We start from the raw sequence: 21,961 nt of genomic DNA on the forward strand, positions 1-21,961 counted from the left end.
AGCGACCCGCCGGCGTGCGACCGGGTTCGGCTTTCCGTGCCAGCCGAGCTTCGCACAGCGAGCTTGATTTCCTAAGTGGAGAATTCACTACCATTCTCATGGTCTCATCACAGAATTCGCCATACCCAAGCTTGCCAAGCCGTATAAGCCGAAGGCCCAAAACCCAGGAGAACAGGTGAAAGACCAGCAGAACTCTCCCGAGCCGAGCAAGCTGAACCCTGACGTCGCGCACAATGCCAGGGTCTGGAACCACTGGCTGGGTGGTAAGGATCACTATCCGGTCGATCGTCAGGTCGGTGACCGGGTCTTCGGGATGTATCCGAACATCGTCCATGTGGCCCGCGCCGACCGCGCGTTCCTGGGCCGCGCGGTCCGGTACCTGGCCGGCGAGGCCGGGATCCGGCAGTTCCTGGACATCGGCACCGGCCTGCCCACCGTGGACAACACCCACGAGGTCGCCCAGCGGGTGGCCCCGGAGTCACGGATCGTCTACGTCGACAACGACCCCCTCGTGCTGGTGCACGCCCGTGCCCTGCTCACCAGCACGCCCGAGGGCGTCACCGACTACATCGACGCCGACGCGCACGACCCCGACAAGATCCTGCGGGCCGCCGCGAAAACGCTGGACCTCACCCGGCCCGTGGCCGTCATGCTGCTGGGAATCCTGAACTTCATCCTCGACACCGGCAAGGCGCAGGAGATCGTGAAGCGGCTGATCGACGCCGTGCCCTCCGGCAGCTACCTGGTGCTCACCCATCCCACCCTGGAGCTCGGCGGCGAGGGGAACATCGAGGCCATGCGGTTCTGGAACGAGAACGCCACGCCTCCGATAACCGCTCGCACCGGTCAGGAGATCGCTCGTTTCCTCGACGGCCTGGAGGTGCTGGAGCCCGGAATGGTGTCGTGCTCACGCTGGCGACCCGAGCTGGTCGACATCGACGACGCTCCCGCCGAGGTGGCCCAGTTCGGTGCCGTCGCCCGGAAACCGTGACGCGACGGCACCGTTCGTTCCTCACGTGTTCGAAACGTGGCCGGAACACGGCAGGCCGTGGCCGGCGGCCACCGGTCAGGAACCGCTTGTGGCCGCCCGCCTGGTGTTCAGCTGGTCGAACCCGACCGCGACGAGGATGAGCACGCCGATGGCGATCTGGAGGTAGAAGGCGTTGATCGCCAGGAGGTTGCCCCCGTTGTTGAGGACACCCATGATCAGCGCTCCGGTGAAGGCGCCGATCGCGCTGCCCTTCGCACCGAAGAGGCTCGCACCGCCGATCACGCAGGCCGCGATCGCGCTGAGCTCGAAGCCCGTCCCGGCTGTGGGGATGCCCGCTCCCAGCCGGGAGGCGAGCAGCACCCCGCCAAGGCCGGCGAGCAGACCCGAGATCAGGTAGACCGAGACCGTCACCAGGCGAACGGGCACACCCGCGAGGCGAGCCGACTCGGGGTTCGAGCCGACGGCGTAGATGTAACGGCCGAAGACCGTCCGGGTGAGCACGAACCACATCACCGCGGTGACCGCGACGGCGATGATGAGAAGGTTGGGAATACCGAGGATCGTGCCGTTGGCGATGACCTGGAATGACTCCGGCACGCCCTGGATGGTCTGGGCGTCGGTGGTGAGCAGGACCATTCCGCGGGCGATGCCGAGCATGCCCAGGGTCGCGATGAACGGCGGCAGCAGGGCGCGGGTCACCAGCAGGCCGTTGACGATCCCGAGCGCGGTGCCGATTCCCACCCCCAGCAGGATCGCGGGCCAGACCGGCATCCCGGCGACCAGGAACTGCGCGGTGGACGCGCCGGCCAGGCCGAGGACCGACCCGACCGACAGGTCGATTCCGGCGGTCAGGATGACCACGAGCTGGCCGACCGCGATGATCCCGAAGATCGCGACCTGCCGGGCGAGGTTCGCCAGGTTGTTGCCGGTGAGGAACTCGTCACTGGCGAGCGTGAGGGCGCCGACCGCCACGAGCAGCACGACGAGACCTCCACTTTCCCGTCCCGCGATGTCTCCCAGCGTGAGGACCCGCCGCCGGGGCTCGGCCCTCGCCTCGGTCGGCTCGGCCGTCTCGGGCGCCTCCCTGGCTCTCGGCACCGCCTCCACTCCCGGGCCGCTCGGTGGCCTGTTGACGATCGTCGTGGTCTCGATCGGCTCACGCCAGATCAGCTTAGGCATCTCGGCTCACCCCTCCTGGATCATCTGGGGTCGGTGGAGTCGCGGCTCCCGTGCCGCCGGTGGTCGGTGAGGTCCCGCTCCGAGGTGCCGGGATCTCATCCGGGAGTGACGGGGTCTCGCCCGGGGTCATCAGGGGCTCGGCCGGGGGCGCCGTGGTCGCTTCGTGTCCCACCGGAGTCTCCTGCCGGGTCTGCGAGGGTTCGGCGCCTCCGGTACCGCTTGCCAGGTGGAGCACGTCCTCCTCGGTGGCGGATCCGGGAAGCTCCCCCGCGACCGCCCCGTCGCGCAGCACGAGGATGCGATCCGCGAGACCCAGCAGCTCCGGTAGATACGACGAGACCACGATGATCCCCAGCCCCTTCGCGGCCAGGTTTCCGATGATCGTGTAGATCTCGCCCTTGGCGCCGACGTCGATGCCCTTCGTGGGCTCGTCGAACATCAGTATTTTCGGCTTGGTGAGCAGCCACCGGGCGAGCAGGACCTTCTGCTGGTTGCCTCCCGACAGCGTCGACACCGGCTGGGCGTAGGAGCCGGCCCGCAGCCGCAGGCTGTCGAGCAGCCGGTCCGCCTCCTCGACCTGCTCGCTGCCGGGCAGGAGACCGCGCCGGGAGCCGGACCGCAGGCTGGCGATGGTGACGTTCTCCCGGATCGACAGCTCCGGCAGCAGCCCCAGCACCTTGCGGTCCTCGGTGAGCAGCCCCACCCCGGCGTTCATCATCGTGCGCGGCCCGGACGGTTTCACGGGCCTGCCCTCGATCTCCACCTCGCCCGCCACGACAGGGGTCGCGCCGAAGATGGACATCAGCAACCCGCTCCGTCCCGACCCCAGCAGCCCTCCTATGCCGAGGATCTCTCCGGATCCGACATGGAGGTCGATGGCCGGCGAGCTGTCGAAGCGGCGCAGTCCCCGCACCCGCAGCACGGGCGTTCCGGCGTGCCGGTGGGTCTCCGGGTAGAGCGAGCTGATCTCCCGGCCGACCATCGCGGTGATCAGGCGATCCTCGTCGTAGTTGCTGATCGGCCCTTCCTCCGACAGGCCCCCGTCCCGCAGGACGGTCACCCAGTCACCGATCTCGAACATCTCCTCAAGCCGGTGGGTCACGTAGAGCATCGCTATACCGCGCTCACGCAGCCGCCTGATGTGCTCCAGAAGCCGCTCCGACTCCGCCTCGGTGAGCGCCGTCGTCGGCTCGTCGAACACGATCACCTTGACGGACTCCGCGGTCAGCACCTTGGCGATCTCCACGAGCTGGCGCGTGGCCGCCGGGAGCCGCTCCACGATCGCGTCCGGACTGAGGTCCGTCAGGCCGACCTCGTCGAGGGCCTCCCTGGCATGGTCGTGCAACCGCCCCCTGGCGATGACCCCGCTGCGCGCGGGGAGGCGGCCCATGAACAGGTTCTCCGCGACCGACAGGTGCGGGAGGAGGCTGAGCTCCTGGTAGACGGCCTGGATACCGGCCGCGCGCATATGCGCCGGGGTCGGCGTGGTGACCGGCCGGCCGTCGATCTCGTAGGTGCCGCTGTCCCGGCGCAGCGCGCCCGTCAGCACCCGGATCAGGGTCGACTTCCCCGCGCCGTTCTCCCCGGCGAGGCAGTTCACCTGGCCGGGGACGAGGCGGAGCGAGACATTGCTGAGCGCCTGGACGGGGCCGAAGGCCTTGGAGACGTCGCGTAGCTCGACGACAGGAGTGACCATCATTCCGCCTTCATCGTGGGCGGGTTGAGCAGTTGCTTCACATCGGGCTCGTTCATGTTCTTCTTGTCCGCCACGACCGCGCCGGGATCGATGTCCCGCGGCGGGATGCGGTCGACGGTGGCCATTCCGGCCGCCAGGACGCCCTGGTAACCGAAGAAGTACGGGTTCTGCACCACCAGCGCGTCGATGGTTCCGGCGGCCAGCGCGGCGTTCTCCTGCGGGTCGGAGTCGAACGCCACGACGGGGACGGTGTCAGCCACCTTGTTGTCCTGGATCGCCCGCGCCGCGCCGACTCCCGAGGTGTTGTTGTCCGCGAACACCCCGGCCAGGTCCGGGTTGGCGGTCAGCGCGTCGTTGACCTGCGACGCCGCGGTGTTGATGTCGTTGTTGTTGTAGCGCTGAAGCGTCACCTTGACCTGGGGGCAGTTGAGCGCGAGGCCCTGCTTGAAGCCGGCGTCCCGGTCGACCAGCGACTGGATGCCGGCCACGGAGGACTCGATCATGACGCTGCCGCTCGTCTTGTTCTGCGCCTTGAGCAGCTCGCACATGCGCTTGCCGGCCTGCATTCCGGCCTTGACGTTGTCGGTGCCGATGAACCCCTCCGAGGGGGTGGTCACGCGGCTGTCCACAGTGATCACCTTGAGGCCCGCCTTACGCGCCCGGTCGATCGCCGAGTTCAGGGCGCTGGAGGAGTTGGGCGCGATGACGAGCCCGCTGACACCCCGGGAGATGGAGTTCTCCACCAGCTGCACCTGCTGGTCGATGTTCGTCTCCGACGTGGGGCCGAAGGTGCTCACGACGAGGCCGAAATCCCCACCCGCCTGCTTGGCCCCCGCGATCATCGTCTGCCAGAACGAGGAGTCGCTCGCCTTGATGATCACGTCGATTTTCTTGCCACTTGCCGCTCCGCCCGCGCCCCCGCCCGCCGCCTGACCGGCCGAGCTTGTCGCCCGGCCTCCCACCACTCCGAGCACCAGCGCCACCAGCGCGATGGCGGCGACGAGCGAAAGAGAGAAAACGATACGTGAGCGAGCCATGACGGCCTCCTGAAATTTCTCAGGGGGGATCTGGGATCTCGACAGGCGTCTCAGGCGGCTGCCGCGAAGGGACTATGGATGATGGACGAGTGTCGGCGACGATGAGATATGCACATGACGGGTTCTTCGTTCAACAAGGTCATTCAACAAGGGTCATGACGGTCGGTTGCTTCCAGCAAAGCTCTGGAAGCAACCTGGTTGAAACTAGTAAAAAGAAAAGAAGTCATTACTTACTTGACTTGTCCGTGGATGTCGTGTTCCGAGAGATGCTTGTCCACGGCGCGCCCGCCGCCCACCGGCCCCGCCCGTCGCCGGGTGCTCCCCGGCCGTCCGACGTGCCCGCGCCGCGGCCGGCGGGCACGTGCGAACTCGGCGGGCGGGTGCCGGTTCAGGGAACGGCGTTCCCTGGCGGCGGGACGCCGTCATCCGGTCTTGCTGATCATCCCGTGCGGGTCCAGCACATACTTGCGTGCGGCACCGTGGTCGAACTCCTCGTACCCCCGAGGTGCCTCGTCGAGCGGGATCGGCGTGGCGTTGACCGCCTTCGCGATCTGCACCCGGTCGTGCAGGATCGCCATCATCAACTTGCGGTTGTACCGCATGACGGGGCACTGGCCGGTGACGAAGCTGTGCGACTTGGCCCAGCCCAGACCGAGCCGGATGGACAGTGACCCCACCTTGGCGGCGTCGTCCACACCTCCCGGGTCTCCCGTCACGTACAGGCCCGGGATGCCGAGCGCGCCACCCGCCCGAGTGAGGTCCATGAGCGAGTTGAGCACGGTGGCGGGACGTTCGGTCTCCGCGTCGCGCCCGTGGCCGCGGGCCTCGAAGCCGACGGCGTCGACGCCGCAGTCCACCTCGGGTTCACCGAGGATCTGCTCGATCTGGTCCTTCGGCTCGCCCTCCGCCACGTTGACGGTCTCGCAGCCGAAGCTGCGGGCCTGCTCCAGGCGGTCCTTGTTCAGATCGCCGACGATGACCACGGCGGCTCCGAGGAGGAACGCCGAGGCGGCCGCGGCGAGCCCGACCGGGCCGGCGCCCGCGACGTAGACGGTGGATCCCGTCGTCACCCCGGCCGAGACGCAACCGTGGTAGCCGGTCGGGAAGATGTCCGAGAGCATGGCCAGGTCGAGGATCTTCTCCATCGCCTGGTCCTTGTCCGGGAACTTGAGCAGATTCCAGTCGGCGTAGGGAACGAGGACGTACTCGGCCTGTCCTCCGACCCAGCCGCCCATGTCGACGTAGCCGTACGCCGAACCGGGCCGGTCCGGGTTGACGTTCTCGCAGACGCCCGTCTTGCCCTCCTTGCAGTTGCGGCAGCGTCCGCAGGCGATGTTGAACGGTACGGACACGAGATCGCCGACCTTGATGAACTCCACGTCGGAGCCGGTCTCCACGACCTCACCGGTGATCTCGTGACCGAGGACGAGACCGGCCGGCGCGGTGGTCCGGCCGCGGACCATGTGCTGGTCGCTGCCGCAGATGTTCGTCGCGACGGCCTTGAGGACCACGCCGTGCGGGACCTTGCGTCCCACGTTGAGCGGGTTGACTCCCGGGCCCTCCTTGAGCTCGAATTCGGGGTAGGCGGTGTCCTGGACCTCGACCCTGCCCGGCCCCTGGTAGGAGACGGCCTTGTTGCCAGGCATGGTGTTTCCTTCCTAGTCGAAGTGCCGATGAAACAGGCGTGAAGCGGCCGTTCAGCCGCCGTCACGTGGTCGTGCGGTCACCTCCCCTGGTCCGGCGCCACCGGGGTGTGGAAGCGTTCCGGACTCAACGTGATCAGGAGATTGGCGGGTCGGGTTCGGGCCGGAAGGCGCCGCCTCACGGCGAGCACGATGATCACGGCCAGGTCGGGGCATGTCGCGGATGCCGCCGGACACGTGGATGACGGTCGCGGCGAACGGCGAGCGCGAGATGGGCCCGGAGCCGGTGCGGTCCGAACGGCCGTTGCCCATGAAGGAGGAGATGATCGAAACCGGGCTGGAGGCGACGAGCCATATCGTCCCGATGGCTCCCGCGAGCGGTCCGCGCGGTAGATGACCAACCATCGCTACCCCCGAAAACGATGGTGTTCCCCCAGTTCAAACATATACCCGCTGGTCACATCGGCGACGACGCCCGGCACCGGCGGTGGACCTCGTCCACCCTCTCGGTGAGCCCTCTCCGGTCAAGGTGCTCCAGCAGTGGCACCGCGACCCTGCGGCTGGTGTTCAGGGCCTGCCTGGCCTGGCTGACCGTGAACGGCTGCGGCAGGCGGGCCAGCAGTTCCGCCGCCCGGGTGTCCGCGCCGGGAAGCAGGACGATCCCGTCGGTCACGCGTAGCAGGGCCCCCGCCGACACGGCCGCCGCCAGCTCCCGGTGGCCCAGCCCCAGCTCGGCCAGCCGCCAGGCCTCCGGTGCCAGGAAGGGCCGGGCGGACAGCTCGGCGCCGAGCCGGTCGACCGCCCGGGCCACCGGCGCGGGCAGGCCTCGCGGCCCCTCGGTGATCCGCCCGTCGGCCACCGTGAACGGCGGCCGCACGAGTGCCGTCACCAGCCGCCGGTCGGGCAGGCCGAGCTCGTGGCGGGCCGCCTCGACCGGCATGCCGGGCTCCAGCGGATGCTCCGCCCGATGGCGCAGGACGGCATCGGCCAGCCGCTCCCCCATCCGGGACCAGTACGCCGGATCCGCGTGCCAGTCTCCGCACACCGGTCCGCTTCCGGGGGCGCATCCCATGGCCAGCAGATCACCCGTGCGCAGCAGCCGGTGCGTGCCCAGCAGGGAGGCCGCATCCGGTACGGCGGCCGCCAGTTCGGCCGCGCGGTCCCGCGCCGCGCCCCGGCGGCGCAGCGCGGGCGGTCGCACGTCGAGCACGCTCGCCGCGGCGAGCACCCGCACCTCGCCGCGGCCCCGGCCGGGGTCACGCAGCAGCAGCACATCGCCCACATGCAGCGGAAGCGGCCGGGCCAGGCGCAGCCGTACGATCCGGTCACCGAGCGGGCGCACCGCACACGCCACCGCCGCCGACCCGATGTGCGCGGTCAGCCGCTCCGGCAGACGGCCCTCGCCCCGACCGCCGTCCGGCACCCCGGCCCGCTCGGACTTCCCCCGGCCCGGCCGACCGCTACCCGGCTGATCCGGCGAACCACCGCCAGGCTGACCCAGCCGATCACCACCCGGAAGGCCACCGCCCGGTGATCCGGCCGGGCGGAGCCGTACGTCCACCAGGTCGGTGAACGTCCACGCGCCAGGTGTGACCAGGGCCTGGCCTCGCTCGGGGACGCCCCGGCCGCGGAGGTTGACGGCCACCCGCGCCACACCGGTCACCGAGGTCACCGGCTCCTTCAGGCACTCCAGGGCCCGGACTCGCGCCGGCCCGCCGGGAAGCGCCAGTTCGTTCCCCGCCGTGATCCTGCCTTCTGACAGCGTCCCGGTCACGACCGTGCCGCTGCCGCGCACGCTGAAGACCCGGTCGATCCACAGCCTCACCGGGGCCTCGGGGTCGGGTACGGGCAACCCCGCCACCAGCCGGTCCAGCGCCCCTCGCAGCTCGCCGAGCCCCTGGCCGGTGCGCCCGCTCACCGCCAAGGCCTCGGCCCTGTCCAGGCCGCTCGCGGCCAGCCGGGTCCGTGCCTGCCCGATCACCGGCGCGGGGTCGGCGAGATCGGCGCGGGTCACCGCGAGCAGGCCGTGCCGTACCCCAAGAGTCTCAAGCGCCACCAGGTGCTCCTCCGACTGCGGCATCCAGCCCTCGTCGGCCGCCACCACGAACATGACGGCGGGCGCGGGGCCGACTCCGGCCAGCATCGTGCCGAGGAACCGCTCGTGCCCGGGTACGTCGACGAAGGCCAGCCGCTCGCCCGAGGGCAGCGTCGTCCAGGCGTAGCCGAGCTCGATCGTCAGCCCTCGCCGCCGTTCCTCCGCCAGCCGGTCGGGTTCCATCCCGGTGAGCGCCCGCACCAGCGTGGACTTCCCGTGGTCGACGTGACCGGCCGTGGCGACGACGTGCATCAGCCGCTCACCCCGAGAACCGCACGCACCACGACGTCGTCCCGCTCCGGGAGGACGGCCCGCAGGTCGAGCAGGAGCCGTCCCCCCTCGATCCGGCCGACGACCGGGGGCTCGCCGGTCCGCAGCGGTACGGCGAGCCGCTCGGGCAGGCTCACCGCGGCACTCGGCAGCCTCACGCCGGGCGCCCCGCCGCCGCCCACGGTGGCCTCGGTCGATACGGCCCTGGCGTCGACCCCGGCCTCGGCCAGCGTCCCGGCGAGTGCCTCGGCGCGCTCGCGCAGCACCGCCGGATCGGCGTGCAGCGCCCGGTGGACGGGGGTGTCGGGTCCGCGCAGCGTCGCCTCCAGGGCGGCCAGCGTCAGCTTGTCCACCCGCAGGGCGCGGGCGAGCGGGTGCCGCCTGCATTGTTCGACCAGGTCACGGCGGCCGAGCAGGAGTCCCGCCTGCGGCCCGCCGAGCAGCTTGTCACCACTGGCGGTGACGAGGTCGGCTCCGGCCGCCAGCGTGCTCGCCGCATCGGGCTCGCCGGGCAGCGACGGCTCCCTCATGAGCAGACCCGAGCCGATGTCTGCCACGACGGGCACGCCGAGCCCGGCGAGCTCCGCGACCCCGGCCGAACCGGTGAAGCCCTCGACCCGGAAGTTCGACGGGTGCACCTTGAGCACGAACCCGGTCTCCGGTCCCACGGCCGCCGCGTAGTCCGCGTAGCAGGTGCGGTTGGTGGTGCCGACCTCGCACAGCCTCGCACCGGTGGAGACGAGCAGGTCGGGGATGCGGAACCCGTCTCCGATCTCCACCAGCTCGCCCCGGCTGATCACGATCTGCCGCCCGGCGGCGAGCGCGGTGGCCACCAGCACGAGCGCGGCGGCGTTGTTGTTGACCACGTGCACGTCCTCGGCGGCGGGCACGGCCCGCGCGAGCGCGTCCATCGCCCCCCGCCCGCGACGGGCTCGGGCTCCGGTGACCAGGTCGAACTCCACGTCGGCGGAACCCGCCGCGGCGGCCATCGCCTCTGTCGCGGCGGATGACAGAGGGGCCCGGCCGAGGTTGGTGTGGACGAGCACGCCGGTCATGTTGATCACTGGCCGCAGGCTCGTGGCATAGGGCGGAAGCGCCGCCACGGCCGCGTCGGCGACCTCCCCGGGACCGATGCCGCCCCGCCGTGCCTGCCACTGGGCCTGCGTCACCGCGTCTTTGACGACGGCCCGCCCCAGCCGTCCCGCCGCCGCGACCAGCCGCGGATCAGCGAGAACGACGTCGGTGCGTGGCACACGCCTTCGTGGATCCACACTTCGAAAATAGAGCGGAGGCGGACGGGAATCGAACCCGCCAGGCCGAGAGACCCGGCCTCGTCGGTTTTGAAGACCGCGGGGGCCACCAGGCGCCCGGACGCCTCCGATGAAGAACCTACCCGCGAACGGACGCGGCCTTCGGACAGGCGCGGCTTTCGGGCGGGGACGCGTCGTGAACCGGCGCCCGGACCGCCCGCCTACGGGTCCGCCGGACCCACACCCCGGACCGCCCCCTACGGTCCGCCGGGACCCGCGCCCCGGACCGCCCGCCCTACAGTCGTGCCGGGACCGATGCGTGTTCCCCGGCGTCGAGACGCCGCCGCTGAGGCACCACCGTGTACTTCGGATCGGCGGCCGACGCCCTGCCGGCCTCCAGGACGCCGAAACGCGTGCACAGGGCGCCGGCGGTGAGGGCGAGGCCGGACAGCGCGGTGAGCACGCGGCTGCGCCCGGCCATCGTGGCGAGCAGGGCGCCACCGGCGGTGAGGGCTCGGGCCGCGCGCATCAGCCTGCCTCCCCTGCCCTGCCGGTACGGCTCGCCGACCAGCCCCAGACGGCGTTCCATCACCTCGCCGGCGACCGTCTCCACGGCGGCTCCCACGATCGCGACGGCACGGGCCGGGCCCGCCTGCGCGCGAGGAGTGGCCAGCATGCCGATGGCGCCCGCGCTGGCCAGCGCGCTCCCGGCGAACAGGAACGGCAGCTCCCGGTGCGCCTCGTGCCAGGCGGGCACGGCGGTGTCGGCCACGAGCACGGCGGTGTAGGTGGACATCAGCGGGCCGGTCACCGCGGCGGCCAGAGCCGCCGCGTCGCCGACGGCGGGCAGGACCGCGGAGATCCCGGCGGGCAGGGCCGCGGCAGCCTTGGAGCCGGGCAGGGTGGCGACGGCCGCGGCGGCCGCGACCGCCGTCAGGCCGCCGTGGGTGGCCAGGGTCCAGGAGCCGACGCTCATCGGCGAGGTGAGCTTGAACACGCGCAGCATGTTGAGGAACCGCTCGGGCCGGCCGAGCTCGGCGATCAGGAAACCGGCGCCGACGGCGGCCCCGGTGGCCGCCGTGACCCTGGCGGTGAGCGCGAGCCGGTCGTGTCCGGTGAGCCCGGCCATGGCCGACATCACCGACGCGGCCCCCGACAGGCCGCCCAGATAGAGGTACAGGGGCATGTGCGGCTCGTGCCAGACCGGAGCCTTGATCACCGGTTGCCCGTAGTAGGACCGGAACTCCGCCTCCGGCACCATCGACTCTTCCCGCCTCACCGCCACCCCCGGGGACGCTCGCGGACCTCGGCTCGGCGCATCATCGTTTGCTCCTCAGGAAGGACATCGCCACGACCCCGGTCAGGGAGAGTGCCGCCCCTGCGGCCCACCGCCACATCCCGGGCAGGTCCCGGGTGGTGACCACCGGGTCGGGCGGCAGGCCGTACACCTCGGGCTCGTCCAGCAGCAGGAAGAACGCCCCGTCGCCGCCCACGCCGTCGCCGGGGTCCGCACCGTACAACCGGGCCTCCGGCATGCCCTCCGCGTGCAGCCGTTCCACCCGCTCCTCGGCGCGGGCACGCAGTTCGTCCAGCGGCCCGAACTGGATGGAGTCGGTCGGGCACGCCTTGGCGCAGGCCGGCTCCAGCCCGCCGAGCTGGCGGTCGTAGCACATCGTGCACTTGAACGCCCGCCCGTCGCGCTCCCTGCGGTCGATCACGCCGTAGGGGCAGGCCGGCACGCAGTACCCGCATCCGTTGCAGATGTCCGCCTGCACCACCACCGAGCCGAACTCGGTGCGGAACAGCGCCCCCGTCGGGCAGACGTCCAGGCAGGCGGCATGCGTGCAGTGCTTGCACACGTCGGACGACATCAGCCAGCGGTCGATCGAGCCGGTTTCCTGGTCGTCTGCCTGCTCCTCGCCCGCCCGCACCAGGCTCCGCTCCTCGATGAAGGCCACGTGGCGCCAGGTGCTCGCCCCCAGGCTTCCCGTGTTGTCGTAGGAGGTCGCCCGGAAGACGAACCCGTCGTCGGGGATGTCGTTCCACTCCTTGCAGGCGACCTCGCACGCCTTGCACCCGATGCAGATGCTCGTGTCGGTGAAGAACCCCATTCGCTCAGCCACGGCGATACTCCTCGATCAGATCGAGCAGTGCCTTCCCTCTGGGGCGCCTGCCGGGCCGCAGATCACAGGTCACGGCCTTGCACTCCTGGATGTAGGCGTTCGGATCGAGCACGACGGGCATCAGGTCGTTGGCGACGTCGCCGGTCACCAGGCCGCTCCACCCCCAGTGGAACGGCAGGCCGACCTGGTGCACCTCGCGTCCTTGCAGGCGCAGCGGGCGGACGCGTCCGGTCACGAGAACGCGGGCCTCGATCGCGGTGCGCGTCGTCACGATCGTCGCCCAGTCGCCGTTGACCAGCCCAAGCTGTTCTGCGAGCTGCGGGGACACCTCGCAGAACAGCTCGGGCTGCAGCTCGGCGAGGTAGGCCAGCGGCCGGCTCATCCCGCCTGCCGTGTGGTGCTCGGTGAGCCGGTAGGTCGTCAGCACGTAGGGGAAGCGCGGTGACTCCGGCGGGTTGTACGGGGTCTCGGCACGATGGTAGATCCGGCGGACGGGGTTGGCCTGCTGGCCGTACAGCGGATTGTGCATCGGCGACTCGTGCGACTCGTAGTGCGCCGGCATCGGCCCGTCCACCAGGCCCACCGGGGCGAACAGCCAGCCCTTGCCGTCGGCCTGCATGATGAACGGGTCGGTTCCGGCCAGCGCCGCCTCGGCCGTGGCTCCCTCCGGGGGCCGGTAGTCCGGTGGCTTGTCCGCCTCGAAGTCCGGCACGTCGTGCCCGGTCCACTCGCCCTTGTCCGGGTCCCACCAGACGTAGGCCTTGCGCTCGCTCCACGGCCGGCCCTCGGGGTCGGCGGAGGCGCGGTTGTACAGCATGCGCCGGTTGGCCGGCCACGCCCAGCCCCATTCGGGCGCGACCTCGCTCTGCTCGCGTCCCGGCCTGCGCCGGGCCGCCTGGTTGACCTCGTCGGCGTAGACCCCGCAGTAGATCCAGCAGCCGCACCGGGTCGACCCGTCGGGCCGCAGATCGATGTAGCCCGACAGCGCCCGCCCGTCGGGACCGGTGCCGTTGATCTCGCGCAGCACAGCCTCCGCCGAGGGCTCCCGGTGCTCGCCGTGCTCGGGATAGTCCCAGGTCAGCTCGCGCACCGGACGGTCGATCTCATCGTCGCCCAGCCGTTGCCGGATCCGCTTGCCCAGGTGGTAGTAGAACCACAGTTCGCTGCGGCAGTCGCCCGGCGGATCGAGCGCCTTCTCCCGCCACTGCAGCAGCCGCTGGGTGTTGGTGAAGGTGCCGTCCTTCTCCACGTGGCTCGCGGCGGGCAGGAAGAAGACCTCGGTGGCGATGTCCTCGGTGCGCATCTCCCCGGTCTCAAGCTCCGGGCCTTCCTTCCAGAACGTGGCCGTCTCCACCAGGGTCAGGTCGCGCACCACCAGCCAGTCGAGATTGGCCAGTCCGAGACGCTGCGCCTTGCCGCCGGAGGAGCCGACCGCGGGGTTCTCCCCCACCACGAAGTAGCCCTTCACGGTGCCGTCGAGTTGTCCCATGACGGTCGTGAAGTGGCTGTGGTCACCGGTGAGGCGCGGCAGGTGGCCGAAGCAGAAGTCGTTGTCCTCCGTGGCCGCCTCGCCCCACCACGCCTTGAGCAGGCTCACCAGGTAGGAGCGTTTCCTGCCCCAGAATCCGGTGTCGGGCCCCGCCTTGGCGAGGTAGTCGTCCAGACTCTCGTGCCGGTGGGCGTGAGGCATCGGCAGGTATCCCGGCAGGATGTTGAACAGCGTCGGGATGTCGGTGGAGCCCTGGATGCTGGCGTGCCCGCGCAGCACCAGAATGCCGCCGCCGGGACGGCCCATGTTGCCGAGCAGCAGCTGCAGGATCGCGGCCGTGCGGATGTACTGCACGCCCACCGTGTGCTGGGTCCAGCCGACCGAGTACACCCAGGCGGTGGTGCGTTCCCGGCCGGAGTTCGCCGTGATCGCCTCGGCGAGCTCGGCGAACTCCGGCCGGGAGATGCCGCACAGCTCGGCCACAAGCTCGGGGGTGTAGCGGGCGAAGTGCCGTTTGAGGATCTGGTAGACGCAGCGCGGGTGGCGCAGCGTCGGATCGGTGGGCGGCCCGGCGTGCGTCGCGGGGCCGCCCGCGCCGTACTGCTCCGGCCCCGCGACCTCGGCGTGCTGCGGGCCGCCCTCCAGCCGCTCGCCCGCCGCCTCCGCCTCCGCCTCCGCCTCCGCGCTCTCGTACGACCAGCTCGACGGGTCGTAGCTGCGCTTCTCCGGATCGAAGCCGGAGAACAGCCCGTCCAGGTCTTCGGTGTCCTTGAAGCGTTCGGAGATGATCGACGAGGCGTTGGTGTAGGCCAGCACGTAGTCGCGGAAGTCCAGCTCGTTCGTGAGCACGTGGTTGACCAGCGCACCGAGCAGGACGATGTCACTCCCGGCGCGGATCGACAGGTGCCGGTCGGCGAGCGCGCTGGTCCGCGAGAAGCGCGGGTCGACGTGGAAGACCTTCGCCCCCCGGGCCCTGGCCTCCACCACCCATTGGAACCCCACCGGGTGGCATTCGGCCACGTTGGAGCCCTGGATGACGATGCAGTCGGAGTTCGCCAGGTCCTGCTGGAAGTCCGTGGCAGCGCCACGCCCGAAGCTGGTCCCCAGACCGGGGACGGTGGCGGAGTGTCAAATACGGGCCTGGTTCTCCACCTGGATGGCGCCCAAGGCGGTGTAGAGCTTCTTCATCAGATAGTTCTCTTCGTCGTCGAGCGTCGCTCCGCCCAGGCTCGCGATGCCCAGGGTGCGCCGGACGACCTTGCCCCCGTCCTCCTGCTGCCAGGTCTCCCGCCGGGTCCGCAGCACCCGGTCGGTGATCATGTCCATCGCGGTCTCGAGGTCGAGGCTCTCCCACTCGGTGCCGTGCGGGCGCCGGTAGAGCACGCGCGTCGGCCGGCCGGGATGGGTGACGAGTTGCTTGCTCGCCGCCCCCTTGGGGCACAGCCGGCCGCGGGAGACGGGCGAGTCGGGATCGCCCTCGATCTGGGTGACCCTGCCGTCCTTGACGTAGACGAGCTGGCCGCACCCGACCGCGCAGTACGGGCAGACCGATCGCGCGACCGTGTCCGCTTCCTCGGTGCGGGGCCTCAGCGCGTCGGTGCGCGCCGAACGCGCGGCGTCACCCCTGGCGTCCTCTCCCCTGAGCTGCCGGATCACCGGCCAGCGGGAGAACCGTCCTCCCCGTGCCATGGTGCGGTCGTACCCGAGCCCATCTGGTCTAATCGCTCAAAAAGGACGAACGACCGATTACCACCGTTCAAGCATGACGGCGGCACGAAACCCCACTCCTCAAGCGGCCGATCCGCTGTCTCCCACCCCTCGGCCACAACCCCGGGACCGTCAGACCAGGTCACGGAGCGTGGGGTAGTCGGTATAGCCCTTCGGGCCTCCGCCGTACACGCCGTCGGGGATGGGGGCGAGGTGGTTCAGGGGCGCTCCGATACGGAGCCGTTCGACCAGGTCGGGATTGGCGATGAAGGCGCTCCCGAAGGCGATCATGTCCGCCCCGCGCTCCAGCCACCATGCAGCCGAGTCGGTCTTGGTCAGGTCGGACGGGCTGTTCAGCGGCGTGACCACCAGGGCGGTCGGCCACAGCTCGCGGATCAGTCCGTCCAGCGGGACGTCCCCGCTCTCCTTCAGGTGAAGGTAGACGATCGGATCATCGGCCAGCTCGCGGACCAGCGCGGCGTACACCTCGTGCGGATTCCGCTCGGCCAGATCGCCGAAACGGTTACCCGGCGAGATCCGCAGGCCCACCCGGTCCGGTCCGACGGCCTCGGCGACGACGCGCACGACCTCGGCGACCACCCGTATCCTCCCGGCGGTGTCACCGCCCCACGCGTCGGTGCGCAGATTGCTGCTGTCGCCGAGGAACTGGTGCAGCAGATAGCCGTTGGCGGCGTGGATCTCCACACCGTCCAGGCCCGCCGCGATCGCACGCCGGGACGCCCGGGCGAAGTCGTCGACGATCTGACGGATCTGCGCGTCCGTCAGCTCGCGGGGCGTGACCGCGTCCACCCGCCCGTCCGGGGTGTAGACGGAGGTGTTGGCGCGGACCGGAGACGGCGCGACGGGATGCAGGCCGTCGAGGAAGCCGGGATGAGCGAGCCGGCCGGCGTGCATCAGCTGGACGAAGACGTGCCCGCCCGCCTCGTGCACCGCGTCCGCGATCCGAGCCCAGCCACGCTGGTGCTCGTCGGTGTGCAGGCCGGGAACGGCGGGGCCGATACGGCCCGCGGGGCTGGGATGGGTGCCCTCGGTGATGATGAGGCCCGCGGAGGCCCGCTGAGCGTAGTAGGTGGCCATGAGCGGGGTGGGCGTGCCGTCGGCGGCGGCTCTCGATCGGGTCATCGGCGCCATGACGATGCGATTGGGAAGGGTCAGGGCACCCAGCTCGACGGGCCGGAAAAGCGCGGGCGTTGCGTTCATGGTGCGCTACCTCGCTGGTGAAGGGCGACCTTCGGATGCGGTCGGGCTCTCGCGAGATCGGCGAGGGGTTCGTGCGAACGCACCTCCACCGGGCGCCACCGATGACGATCTTCCTGGGTTCAGTTTACGCCTCGCCCTGATCCGGAGCCTCGCCCCGGTCCGGGGCCTCGCCCTGATCCGGCCGAGGCTCCGGACCGGGGTCCGACGCGGGGTCATCGGTCCCCTGCGAAGCCCCGGCCGGGCGTCCGGGCCCTGCGGGCAGGGCTCAGCCGGCGTCCCCCTTGATCGAGGCGAAGAGCCGGTCGGCGGCGGGGCGGTCCCATTCGAGCCGATTGAGATCGGCGGCGAAAGGGCGGACGGGGACCGTGGCGAACACCACGGCGTCCGGCGCGGTCTTCTCCACGCTGCGGGCGACGGCGTACATCGTCGACAGGTCGAGCCCGGCATCGGTCTTGATCCACTTGGTGGCCTCGCCGAGGAAGGAGGAGAGCCTGGCGGGATCGGTGAGCGACTTCATCGCCTTCTTCGCCATGGCGCTCATGAACTGCTGCTGAAGTTTGATCCGCCCCAGGTCGGACCCGTCGCCAAGCGAGTGTCGGGTCCGTACGTAGGCGAGCGCCACTTCTCCGTTGACGACATGCCTGCCGGCGGCCAGCCTCAGCTTCGACTTGGGGTCGTACACGGCCTTCGGCAGTGTGACCTCCACCCCGCCGAGTGCGTTCACCATGCCCTTGAACCCGGAGAACTCGATCTCCATCGCGTGATCGACGCGGACTCCCGTCTCCGCCTCGACCGTCTTCCAGGCGCAGGCCAGCCCGCCCTCGAAGAACGCCGAGTTGATCATGCCGACATGGGCGGGAACGGTCTTCCCCGCCGGGGACTCGCAGGCGGGGATCCGGACCATCGAATCCCGGGGGATGCTGATGACCTTGACGTTCTTACGGTCGACCGGCAGGTGCAACAGGATCATCATGTCGCTGCGCGCGCCCGCGGAGCGAAAGCGAGGCGTGCCCACCTGGCTGTCGGTCCCGACCACCAGCACGTTGAGCGCCTTGTCCTGTTTGGCCGGCCGATCTCCCGGCGGGCTCGGCACGGTGGAACGTCCGTTCAGGAGCACGGCGGGGATGACGGCGATGGCGGCGGTGGCCGCGGCGGCCAGTCCCAGCGCCATCCAGCCGCGCGGCCGAGGCAGGCGGAGCCGGGGGCGCGGGCGGGCCGACGCGTCGAGCAGGCGCTGCCGCTGGCGCACGAGCGTGGCCGGTGGTTCGTGCTCCAGATCGCGGCCGAGGTCGCGGAGCATCGTCAGGTCGTCCATGGTCACTCCTCCTCATGCATCGGGCTGGTGTCACCGAGCACGGCGCGGACCTTCCGCCGGGCCCTGTTCAGGCGGGACCGTACGGTCCCGACCGGGATGCCGAGAGCCTGCGCGGCCTCCTCGTACGACAGGTCGCCCCAGGCGATCAGCAACAGGACGTCGCGGTCCCTGCGCGGGAGCCCGGCCAGTGCCTGGACGAGCATCGGCCGGGACGCCTGGGCGGTCACCCGCGCGGCCACCGGGTCGGCGGGGGATTCGGCGGTGTCATCGGCGGAAACGCGCTGCAACGCCCGGTAGCGGGCGCCCTCGGTGCGGTGATGCCGGGAGATGAGCTTGGTGACGATGCCGAACAGCCATGGACGGGCTTCGGCATAAGCCAGGTCGTAGCGCTCCCGGCGGGCGAAGGCGATCAGGAACGTCTCGCCGACCAGATCCTCCGCGACCTCGGGGCCCAGCCGCCGGGAGACATATCGGTAGAGCATGTCGCCGTAGCGGTCGAACAACGCGGCGAACGCCTCCGGGCGGGACCGGGACTCCCTGAGGAGATCCGCGTCAGAGGACCGGATGGCGGATGGTGCGGTCATTGCGGGCACCATGGCATGGAGGCCGGCCTTTCCGTGGGGAAAAGTGGTCAGCCATGTCTCGCCACAAACCCTCGTCCGGGTTCACGCCCGCGTGTGCCGGGGACTCGGCCATCCCACGCGCCGCGGGAAGCGGCCACGGATTCAGCGCCCAGGCGCGGCGGCGACGGCTCGCATGCCCGCGAGGGCGATCTCGGCTGCCCGGATGCTGTCTTCCAGAACCCGCTCAAGCGGGTCACCGCGGTTCATGCTGACGAACCCCGCCAGCTTGGCCGCGCCCGCCACCGCGCCGACGACCGCGGCGGCCTCGGTGCGGCCCAGCTCGTCGGGACATGCCTCGTGCAGGGCTTCGGCCAGCTCGCGCTGGGTGTCGAAGAGGAGCAGCAGGGCACGCGCCCGGAGCGAGGGGACCGTCATGACCAGATGGTTGATGGTGGTCATCTCGTCCCGGGACCCGGCGTCCTGGGGAAGCCCGGCCAGACTGCTCCTGACGGCGCGGGCCAGGAGGTCGACCGCGCCTTCGCCGTGCCGGCGCTCGGCGACCGTCCGCAGCGCGAGGTCGAGACCGGCCCGCGAGTTGTGGAAGAGCACATCTTCTTTGCTCGCGAAGTAACTGAAGAAGGTCCGCGTCGACACCTCCACCGCCGCGGCGATCTCCGAGACGGTCGTCTGGTCGTAGCCCTTCTCCATGAACAGGCGCAGGGCCGCCGCGACCAGGGCATGCCGGGTGCGGAGCTTCTTGCGCTCGCGCAGTCCCGGAACCTCGGCCATGCGGGCAGCTTAGTGCATGCGACCATCTTCTGCATTCGTTGAAAAATTGCATCTCATGTAGTTTTCTAGCCAGTGATGGATCGCATCGACGCATAGGAGCATGGAGATGACAGAGTCCCGCCCTGAGCCGATCACCTTTCCCACCGGCCGCCCCGGTCCCTTCGACCCGCCGGAGCAGCTGCGCTCCCTGCGCGAGGAGCGGCCCATCACGCCGATGACCTACCCCGACGGCCACGTGGGGTGGCTCGCCACCGGCTTCTCGGCCGTGCGGTCCATCCTCGCCGACCCCCGCTTCAGCGCCCGGCGCGAGCTGCTCCACATCCCGATCGCCCATCCGCTGGCACAGGAAATGCGCAGCCCGGCCGAACCGGGCCAGTTCGCGCGCATGGACCCGCCGGAGCACACCCGCTATCGAAGACTGCTCACCGCCCAGTTCACGGTGCGGCGGATGAAGCAGCTCGAACCCAGGGTGCGGGAGATCACCGAGGAGCGGCTCGCCGCGATGGAGAAGGCCGGGCCGCCCCAGGACCTGGTGCGGGAGTTCGCCCTCCCCATCCCCTCGCTGGTGATCTGCGAGCTGCTCGGCGTTCCCTACGCCGAGCGCGAGGAGTTCCAGCACGCCACGGCGGTGCTCGTGAACCTGGAATCCTCCACGGAGGACATGCGGGCCGCGTTCACCACCATCAGCGGCTTCCTCTCCGGACTCGTCACGCGCAAGCGTGCCGAGCCCGCCGACGACCTGCTCGGCGGGCTGGTCGCGAGCGGGGAGCTGACCGACGAGGAACTGACCAACATCGGGATCATCCTGCTCACCGCCGGGCACGAGACGACGGCGAACATGCTCGGGCTCGGCACGTTCGCCCTGCTGCGGCACCCGGAGCAGCTCACCGCGCTGCGCACGGACCCCTCGCTGATCGACAACACGGTCGAGGAGCTGATGCGCTATCTCAGCGTCATCCATGTCGGCCCCGTGCGCTCGGCTCTGGAAGACATCGAGGTCGAAGGCACGCTCATCAGAGCCGGCGACTCGGTGGCCATCTCGATACCCGCGGCCAACCGCGACCCTTCACGCTTCGCCGACCCCGAGCACCTCGACATCACCAACCCCGCGGGCGGCCACGTGAGCTTCGGGCACGGGCTGCACCAATGCCTCGGGCAGCAGCTCGCCCGCGTCGAGATGCGCATCGCCTTCCCGATGCTGTTCGACCGGTTCCCCGGGCTGCGCCTGGCCGTACCGGCCGACGAGGTCCCCATACGCGACGCCATGGCCGTCTACGGCGTGCACGCGCTTCCGATCAGCTGGTAGAAGAGCTGGAAGAAGACTGGTAGAAGACTGGTAGAAGACGCCGTGGAAGCCGGAACGGACACCCGGCGGGGCCGCGCTCACCGGGCGCGACCCCGGCCCGGCGCCCAACCGGCAGGCTTGATCATCTTCGACGGCCCCTGCTAGCTTTCCTAACGAACGGGTGCATTCCTCCATCAACCTAAACACCCGCGCATCAACCTGAACACTCACGCGGAGGCGAGCCCGCTGCCGCCCATGCGTGACCTGATGTGACTCATCACACGACGGGGGACCGATGGAGCGACGACTGACGCAGTACGCCCAGGGCGGCGGATGCGCCTGCAAGATCCCGCCAGGCGAGCTGGAGCAGACCCTCGCCGGGCTCGGCGTCACACCGCCCCGGCACTCCTCCGGTGAGCTGCTGGTCGGCCTGGAGACCGGCGACGACGCCGCCGTGGTCCGCATCCACGACGGCACCGCCGTCGTGAGCACCGTCGACTTCTTCACCCCCGTCGTCGACGATCCCTTCGACTGGGGCAGGATCGCCGCCGCCAACGCGCTCTCCGACGTCTACGCGATGGGCGGGCGTCCGCTGATCGCGCTCAACCTGCTCTGCTGGCCCACCGGCACCCTCCCCTACGACCTCGCCCGCGAGGTGCTCCGCGGCGGCGCGACCGTCGCCGCGGAGGCCGGATGCCATCTCGCCGGAGGACACAGCATCACCGATCCCGAGCCCAAGTACGGCATGGCGGTGACCGGCACCGCCGACCCCGCCCACCTGCTCCGCAACGACGCCGGGCGCCCCGGCCTGCCGCTCAGCCTGTCCAAGCCGCTCGGTCTCGGCGTGCTCAACAACCGGCACAAGGCCACCGGGGAGAACTTTCCCGAGGCGATAGCGACGATGACCGCACTGAACGCCGCCGCCGGCCAGGCCGCCCTCGAGGCGGGCGTCACGTGTGCCACCGACGTGACCGGTTTCGGACTGCTCGGCCATCTCTACAAGCTGGCGCGGGCCTCCGGGGTGACGGCGATCGTCGACACGGCGGCCGTGCCGTACCTGGCCGGGGCACGCGAAGCCGTGCGGGACGGTTACGTCCCCGGCGGGTCGCGCCGGAACCTGGACTGGGTCGCGCCGCACACCGACTTCGGCGGCACCGACGAGACGACCCGCCTGCTGCTCGCCGACGCGCAGACGTCGGGCGGGCTGCTCGTCGCCGGGGAGATCCCCGGCGCCCCGGTGATCGGCGAGCTCGTCCCCCGCGCCGAGAGCGTGCTCGTCCTCCGCTGACCCCGGGCCCTACGGGAGGG

At 70.6% G+C, this 21,961-nt stretch carries 17 protein-coding genes and 1 tRNA gene; 4 read left to right on the forward strand and 14 right to left on the reverse strand.

From position 1 onward, the window contains the following. The first annotated feature begins 175 nt into the window (after window positions 1-175). The gene (locus ACFY2X_RS20340; RefSeq protein ID WP_389940033.1) at window positions 176-991 is read left to right on the forward strand and encodes an SAM-dependent methyltransferase; all 816 of its coding nucleotides are present in this window, start codon (window positions 176-178) and stop codon (window positions 989-991) included. A gap of 75 nt (window positions 992-1,066) precedes the next feature. Here the strand turns inward: ACFY2X_RS20340 and ACFY2X_RS20345 are convergent, their stop codons facing one another. From ACFY2X_RS20345 to fdhA, 4 genes are all read right to left on the reverse strand, one after another. Then, entirely contained in the window at window positions 1,067-2,170 is a 1,104-nt protein-coding gene (locus tag ACFY2X_RS20345; RefSeq protein WP_389940034.1) for an ABC transporter permease, read from the reverse strand. Continuing rightward, window positions 2,163-3,866: a sugar ABC transporter ATP-binding protein gene (locus ACFY2X_RS20350; protein WP_389940035.1), complete on the reverse strand. Its 1,704-nt coding sequence runs from the start codon at window positions 3,864-3,866 to the stop codon at window positions 2,163-2,165. The genes ACFY2X_RS20345 and ACFY2X_RS20350 overlap by 8 nt, the downstream gene beginning before the upstream one ends. Then, window positions 3,866-4,903 (reverse strand): ABC transporter substrate-binding protein, encoded by a 1,038-nt coding sequence (locus tag ACFY2X_RS20355; RefSeq protein WP_389940036.1) that lies wholly within the window; start codon window positions 4,901-4,903, stop codon window positions 3,866-3,868. The genes ACFY2X_RS20350 and ACFY2X_RS20355 overlap by 1 nt, the downstream gene beginning before the upstream one ends. 422 nt (window positions 4,904-5,325) lie before the next feature. Then, complete coding sequence (gene fdhA / locus ACFY2X_RS20360; RefSeq protein WP_389940037.1) at window positions 5,326-6,549, reverse strand: formaldehyde dehydrogenase, glutathione-independent; 1,224 nt, start codon at window positions 6,547-6,549, stop codon at window positions 5,326-5,328. A 211-nt stretch (window positions 6,550-6,760) separates the two neighbouring features. Between fdhA and ACFY2X_RS20365 the strand changes: the two genes are divergently transcribed. Further along, window positions 6,761-6,943 carry a hypothetical protein gene (locus ACFY2X_RS20365; RefSeq protein WP_389940038.1) on the forward strand — a complete coding sequence of 61 codons (183 nt, stop codon included), beginning with the start codon at window positions 6,761-6,763 and terminating at the stop codon, window positions 6,941-6,943. A gap of 60 nt (window positions 6,944-7,003) precedes the next feature. Here ACFY2X_RS20365 and ACFY2X_RS20370 read toward each other — a convergent pair whose 3' ends face one another. The 10 genes from ACFY2X_RS20370 to ACFY2X_RS20415 all read right to left on the reverse strand — a co-directional run bounded on the left by ACFY2X_RS20370 (window position 7,004) and on the right by ACFY2X_RS20415 (window position 19,368). Next, window positions 7,004-8,893, reverse strand: coding sequence for a SelB C-terminal domain-containing protein (locus ACFY2X_RS20370; RefSeq protein ID WP_389940039.1), 1,890 nt, complete (start codon window positions 8,891-8,893; stop codon window positions 7,004-7,006). Next, entirely contained in the window at window positions 8,893-10,164 is a 1,272-nt protein-coding gene (selA, locus tag ACFY2X_RS20375; RefSeq protein ID WP_389940040.1) for an L-seryl-tRNA(Sec) selenium transferase, read from the reverse strand. Before selA ends, ACFY2X_RS20370 begins: the two co-directional genes overlap by 1 nt. A gap of 33 nt (window positions 10,165-10,197) precedes the next feature. Next, a tRNA-Sec gene (locus tag ACFY2X_RS20380) sits at window positions 10,198-10,290 on the reverse strand. A 166-nt stretch (window positions 10,291-10,456) separates the two neighbouring features. Then, window positions 10,457-11,440, reverse strand: coding sequence for an NrfD/PsrC family molybdoenzyme membrane anchor subunit (gene nrfD / locus ACFY2X_RS20385; protein WP_389940041.1), 984 nt, complete (start codon window positions 11,438-11,440; stop codon window positions 10,457-10,459). 40 nt (window positions 11,441-11,480) lie between these two features. Next, window positions 11,481-12,272: a 4Fe-4S dicluster domain-containing protein gene (locus ACFY2X_RS20390; protein ID WP_389940293.1), complete on the reverse strand. Its 792-nt coding sequence runs from the start codon at window positions 12,270-12,272 to the stop codon at window positions 11,481-11,483. A 4-nt stretch (window positions 12,273-12,276) separates the two neighbouring features. After that, window positions 12,277-15,462: a formate dehydrogenase gene (fdh, locus tag ACFY2X_RS20395; RefSeq protein WP_389940042.1), complete on the reverse strand. Its 3,186-nt coding sequence runs from the start codon at window positions 15,460-15,462 to the stop codon at window positions 12,277-12,279. A 150-nt stretch (window positions 15,463-15,612) separates the two neighbouring features. After that, window positions 15,613-16,701 (reverse strand): alkene reductase, encoded by a 1,089-nt coding sequence (locus tag ACFY2X_RS20400; RefSeq protein ID WP_389940043.1) that lies wholly within the window; start codon window positions 16,699-16,701, stop codon window positions 15,613-15,615. A 265-nt stretch (window positions 16,702-16,966) separates the two neighbouring features. Next, entirely contained in the window at window positions 16,967-18,016 is a 1,050-nt protein-coding gene (locus ACFY2X_RS20405; RefSeq protein WP_389940044.1) for an LCP family protein, read from the reverse strand. 2 nt (window positions 18,017-18,018) lie between these two features. After that, window positions 18,019-18,600 carry an RNA polymerase sigma factor gene (locus tag ACFY2X_RS20410; protein ID WP_389940045.1) on the reverse strand — a complete coding sequence of 194 codons (582 nt, stop codon included), beginning with the start codon at window positions 18,598-18,600 and terminating at the stop codon, window positions 18,019-18,021. 141 nt (window positions 18,601-18,741) lie between these two features. Next, window positions 18,742-19,368: a TetR/AcrR family transcriptional regulator gene (locus ACFY2X_RS20415; RefSeq protein ID WP_389940046.1), complete on the reverse strand. Its 627-nt coding sequence runs from the start codon at window positions 19,366-19,368 to the stop codon at window positions 18,742-18,744. A 106-nt stretch (window positions 19,369-19,474) separates the two neighbouring features. On the opposite strand from ACFY2X_RS20415, the gene ACFY2X_RS20420 reads away from it, so the two are divergent. Continuing rightward, on the forward strand, window positions 19,475-20,674 hold the full coding sequence (locus ACFY2X_RS20420) for a cytochrome P450 (RefSeq protein ID WP_389940047.1): 1,200 nt from the start codon (window positions 19,475-19,477) through the stop codon (window positions 20,672-20,674). Between the two features lie 274 nt (window positions 20,675-20,948). After that, the gene (gene selD, locus ACFY2X_RS20425) at window positions 20,949-21,941 is read left to right on the forward strand and encodes a selenide, water dikinase SelD (protein ID WP_389940048.1); all 993 of its coding nucleotides are present in this window, start codon (window positions 20,949-20,951) and stop codon (window positions 21,939-21,941) included. The last annotated feature ends 20 nt before the right edge of the window (window positions 21,942-21,961 follow it).

The sequence above is a fragment of the Streptosporangium sp. NPDC000396 genome (assembly GCF_042898655.1).
In the GTDB taxonomy this organism is placed as follows: Bacteria; Actinomycetota; Actinomycetes; order Streptosporangiales; family Streptosporangiaceae; genus Streptosporangium.

Excerpts from the sequence above, each read along its gene's own strand:
- ACFY2X_RS20345 (WP_389940034.1), bottom strand. The coding sequence starts at position 2,170 with ATGCCTAAGCTGATCTGGCGTGAGCCGATCGAGACCACGACGATCGTC.
- ACFY2X_RS20350 (WP_389940035.1), bottom strand. The coding sequence starts at position 3,866 with ATGGTCACTCCTGTCGTCGAGCTACGCGACGTCTCCAAGGCCTTCGGC.
- ACFY2X_RS20355 (WP_389940036.1), bottom strand. The coding sequence starts at position 4,903 with ATGGCTCGCTCACGTATCGTTTTCTCTCTTTCGCTCGTCGCCGCCATC.
- fdhA (WP_389940037.1), bottom strand. The coding sequence starts at position 6,549 with ATGCCTGGCAACAAGGCCGTCTCCTACCAGGGGCCGGGCAGGGTCGAG.
- ACFY2X_RS20365 (WP_389940038.1), top strand. The coding sequence starts at position 6,761 with ATGTCGCGGATGCCGCCGGACACGTGGATGACGGTCGCGGCGAACGGC.
- ACFY2X_RS20370 (WP_389940039.1), bottom strand. The coding sequence starts at position 8,893 with ATGCACGTCGTCGCCACGGCCGGTCACGTCGACCACGGGAAGTCCACG.
- ACFY2X_RS20390 (WP_389940293.1), bottom strand. The coding sequence starts at position 12,272 with ATGGGGTTCTTCACCGACACGAGCATCTGCATCGGGTGCAAGGCGTGC.
- ACFY2X_RS20400 (WP_389940043.1), bottom strand. The coding sequence starts at position 16,701 with ATGAACGCAACGCCCGCGCTTTTCCGGCCCGTCGAGCTGGGTGCCCTG.
- ACFY2X_RS20405 (WP_389940044.1), bottom strand. The coding sequence starts at position 18,016 with ATGGACGACCTGACGATGCTCCGCGACCTCGGCCGCGATCTGGAGCAC.
- ACFY2X_RS20410 (WP_389940045.1), bottom strand. The coding sequence starts at position 18,600 with ATGACCGCACCATCCGCCATCCGGTCCTCTGACGCGGATCTCCTCAGG.
- ACFY2X_RS20415 (WP_389940046.1), bottom strand. The coding sequence starts at position 19,368 with ATGGCCGAGGTTCCGGGACTGCGCGAGCGCAAGAAGCTCCGCACCCGG.
- ACFY2X_RS20420 (WP_389940047.1), top strand. The coding sequence starts at position 19,475 with ATGACAGAGTCCCGCCCTGAGCCGATCACCTTTCCCACCGGCCGCCCC.
- selD (WP_389940048.1), top strand. The coding sequence starts at position 20,949 with ATGGAGCGACGACTGACGCAGTACGCCCAGGGCGGCGGATGCGCCTGC.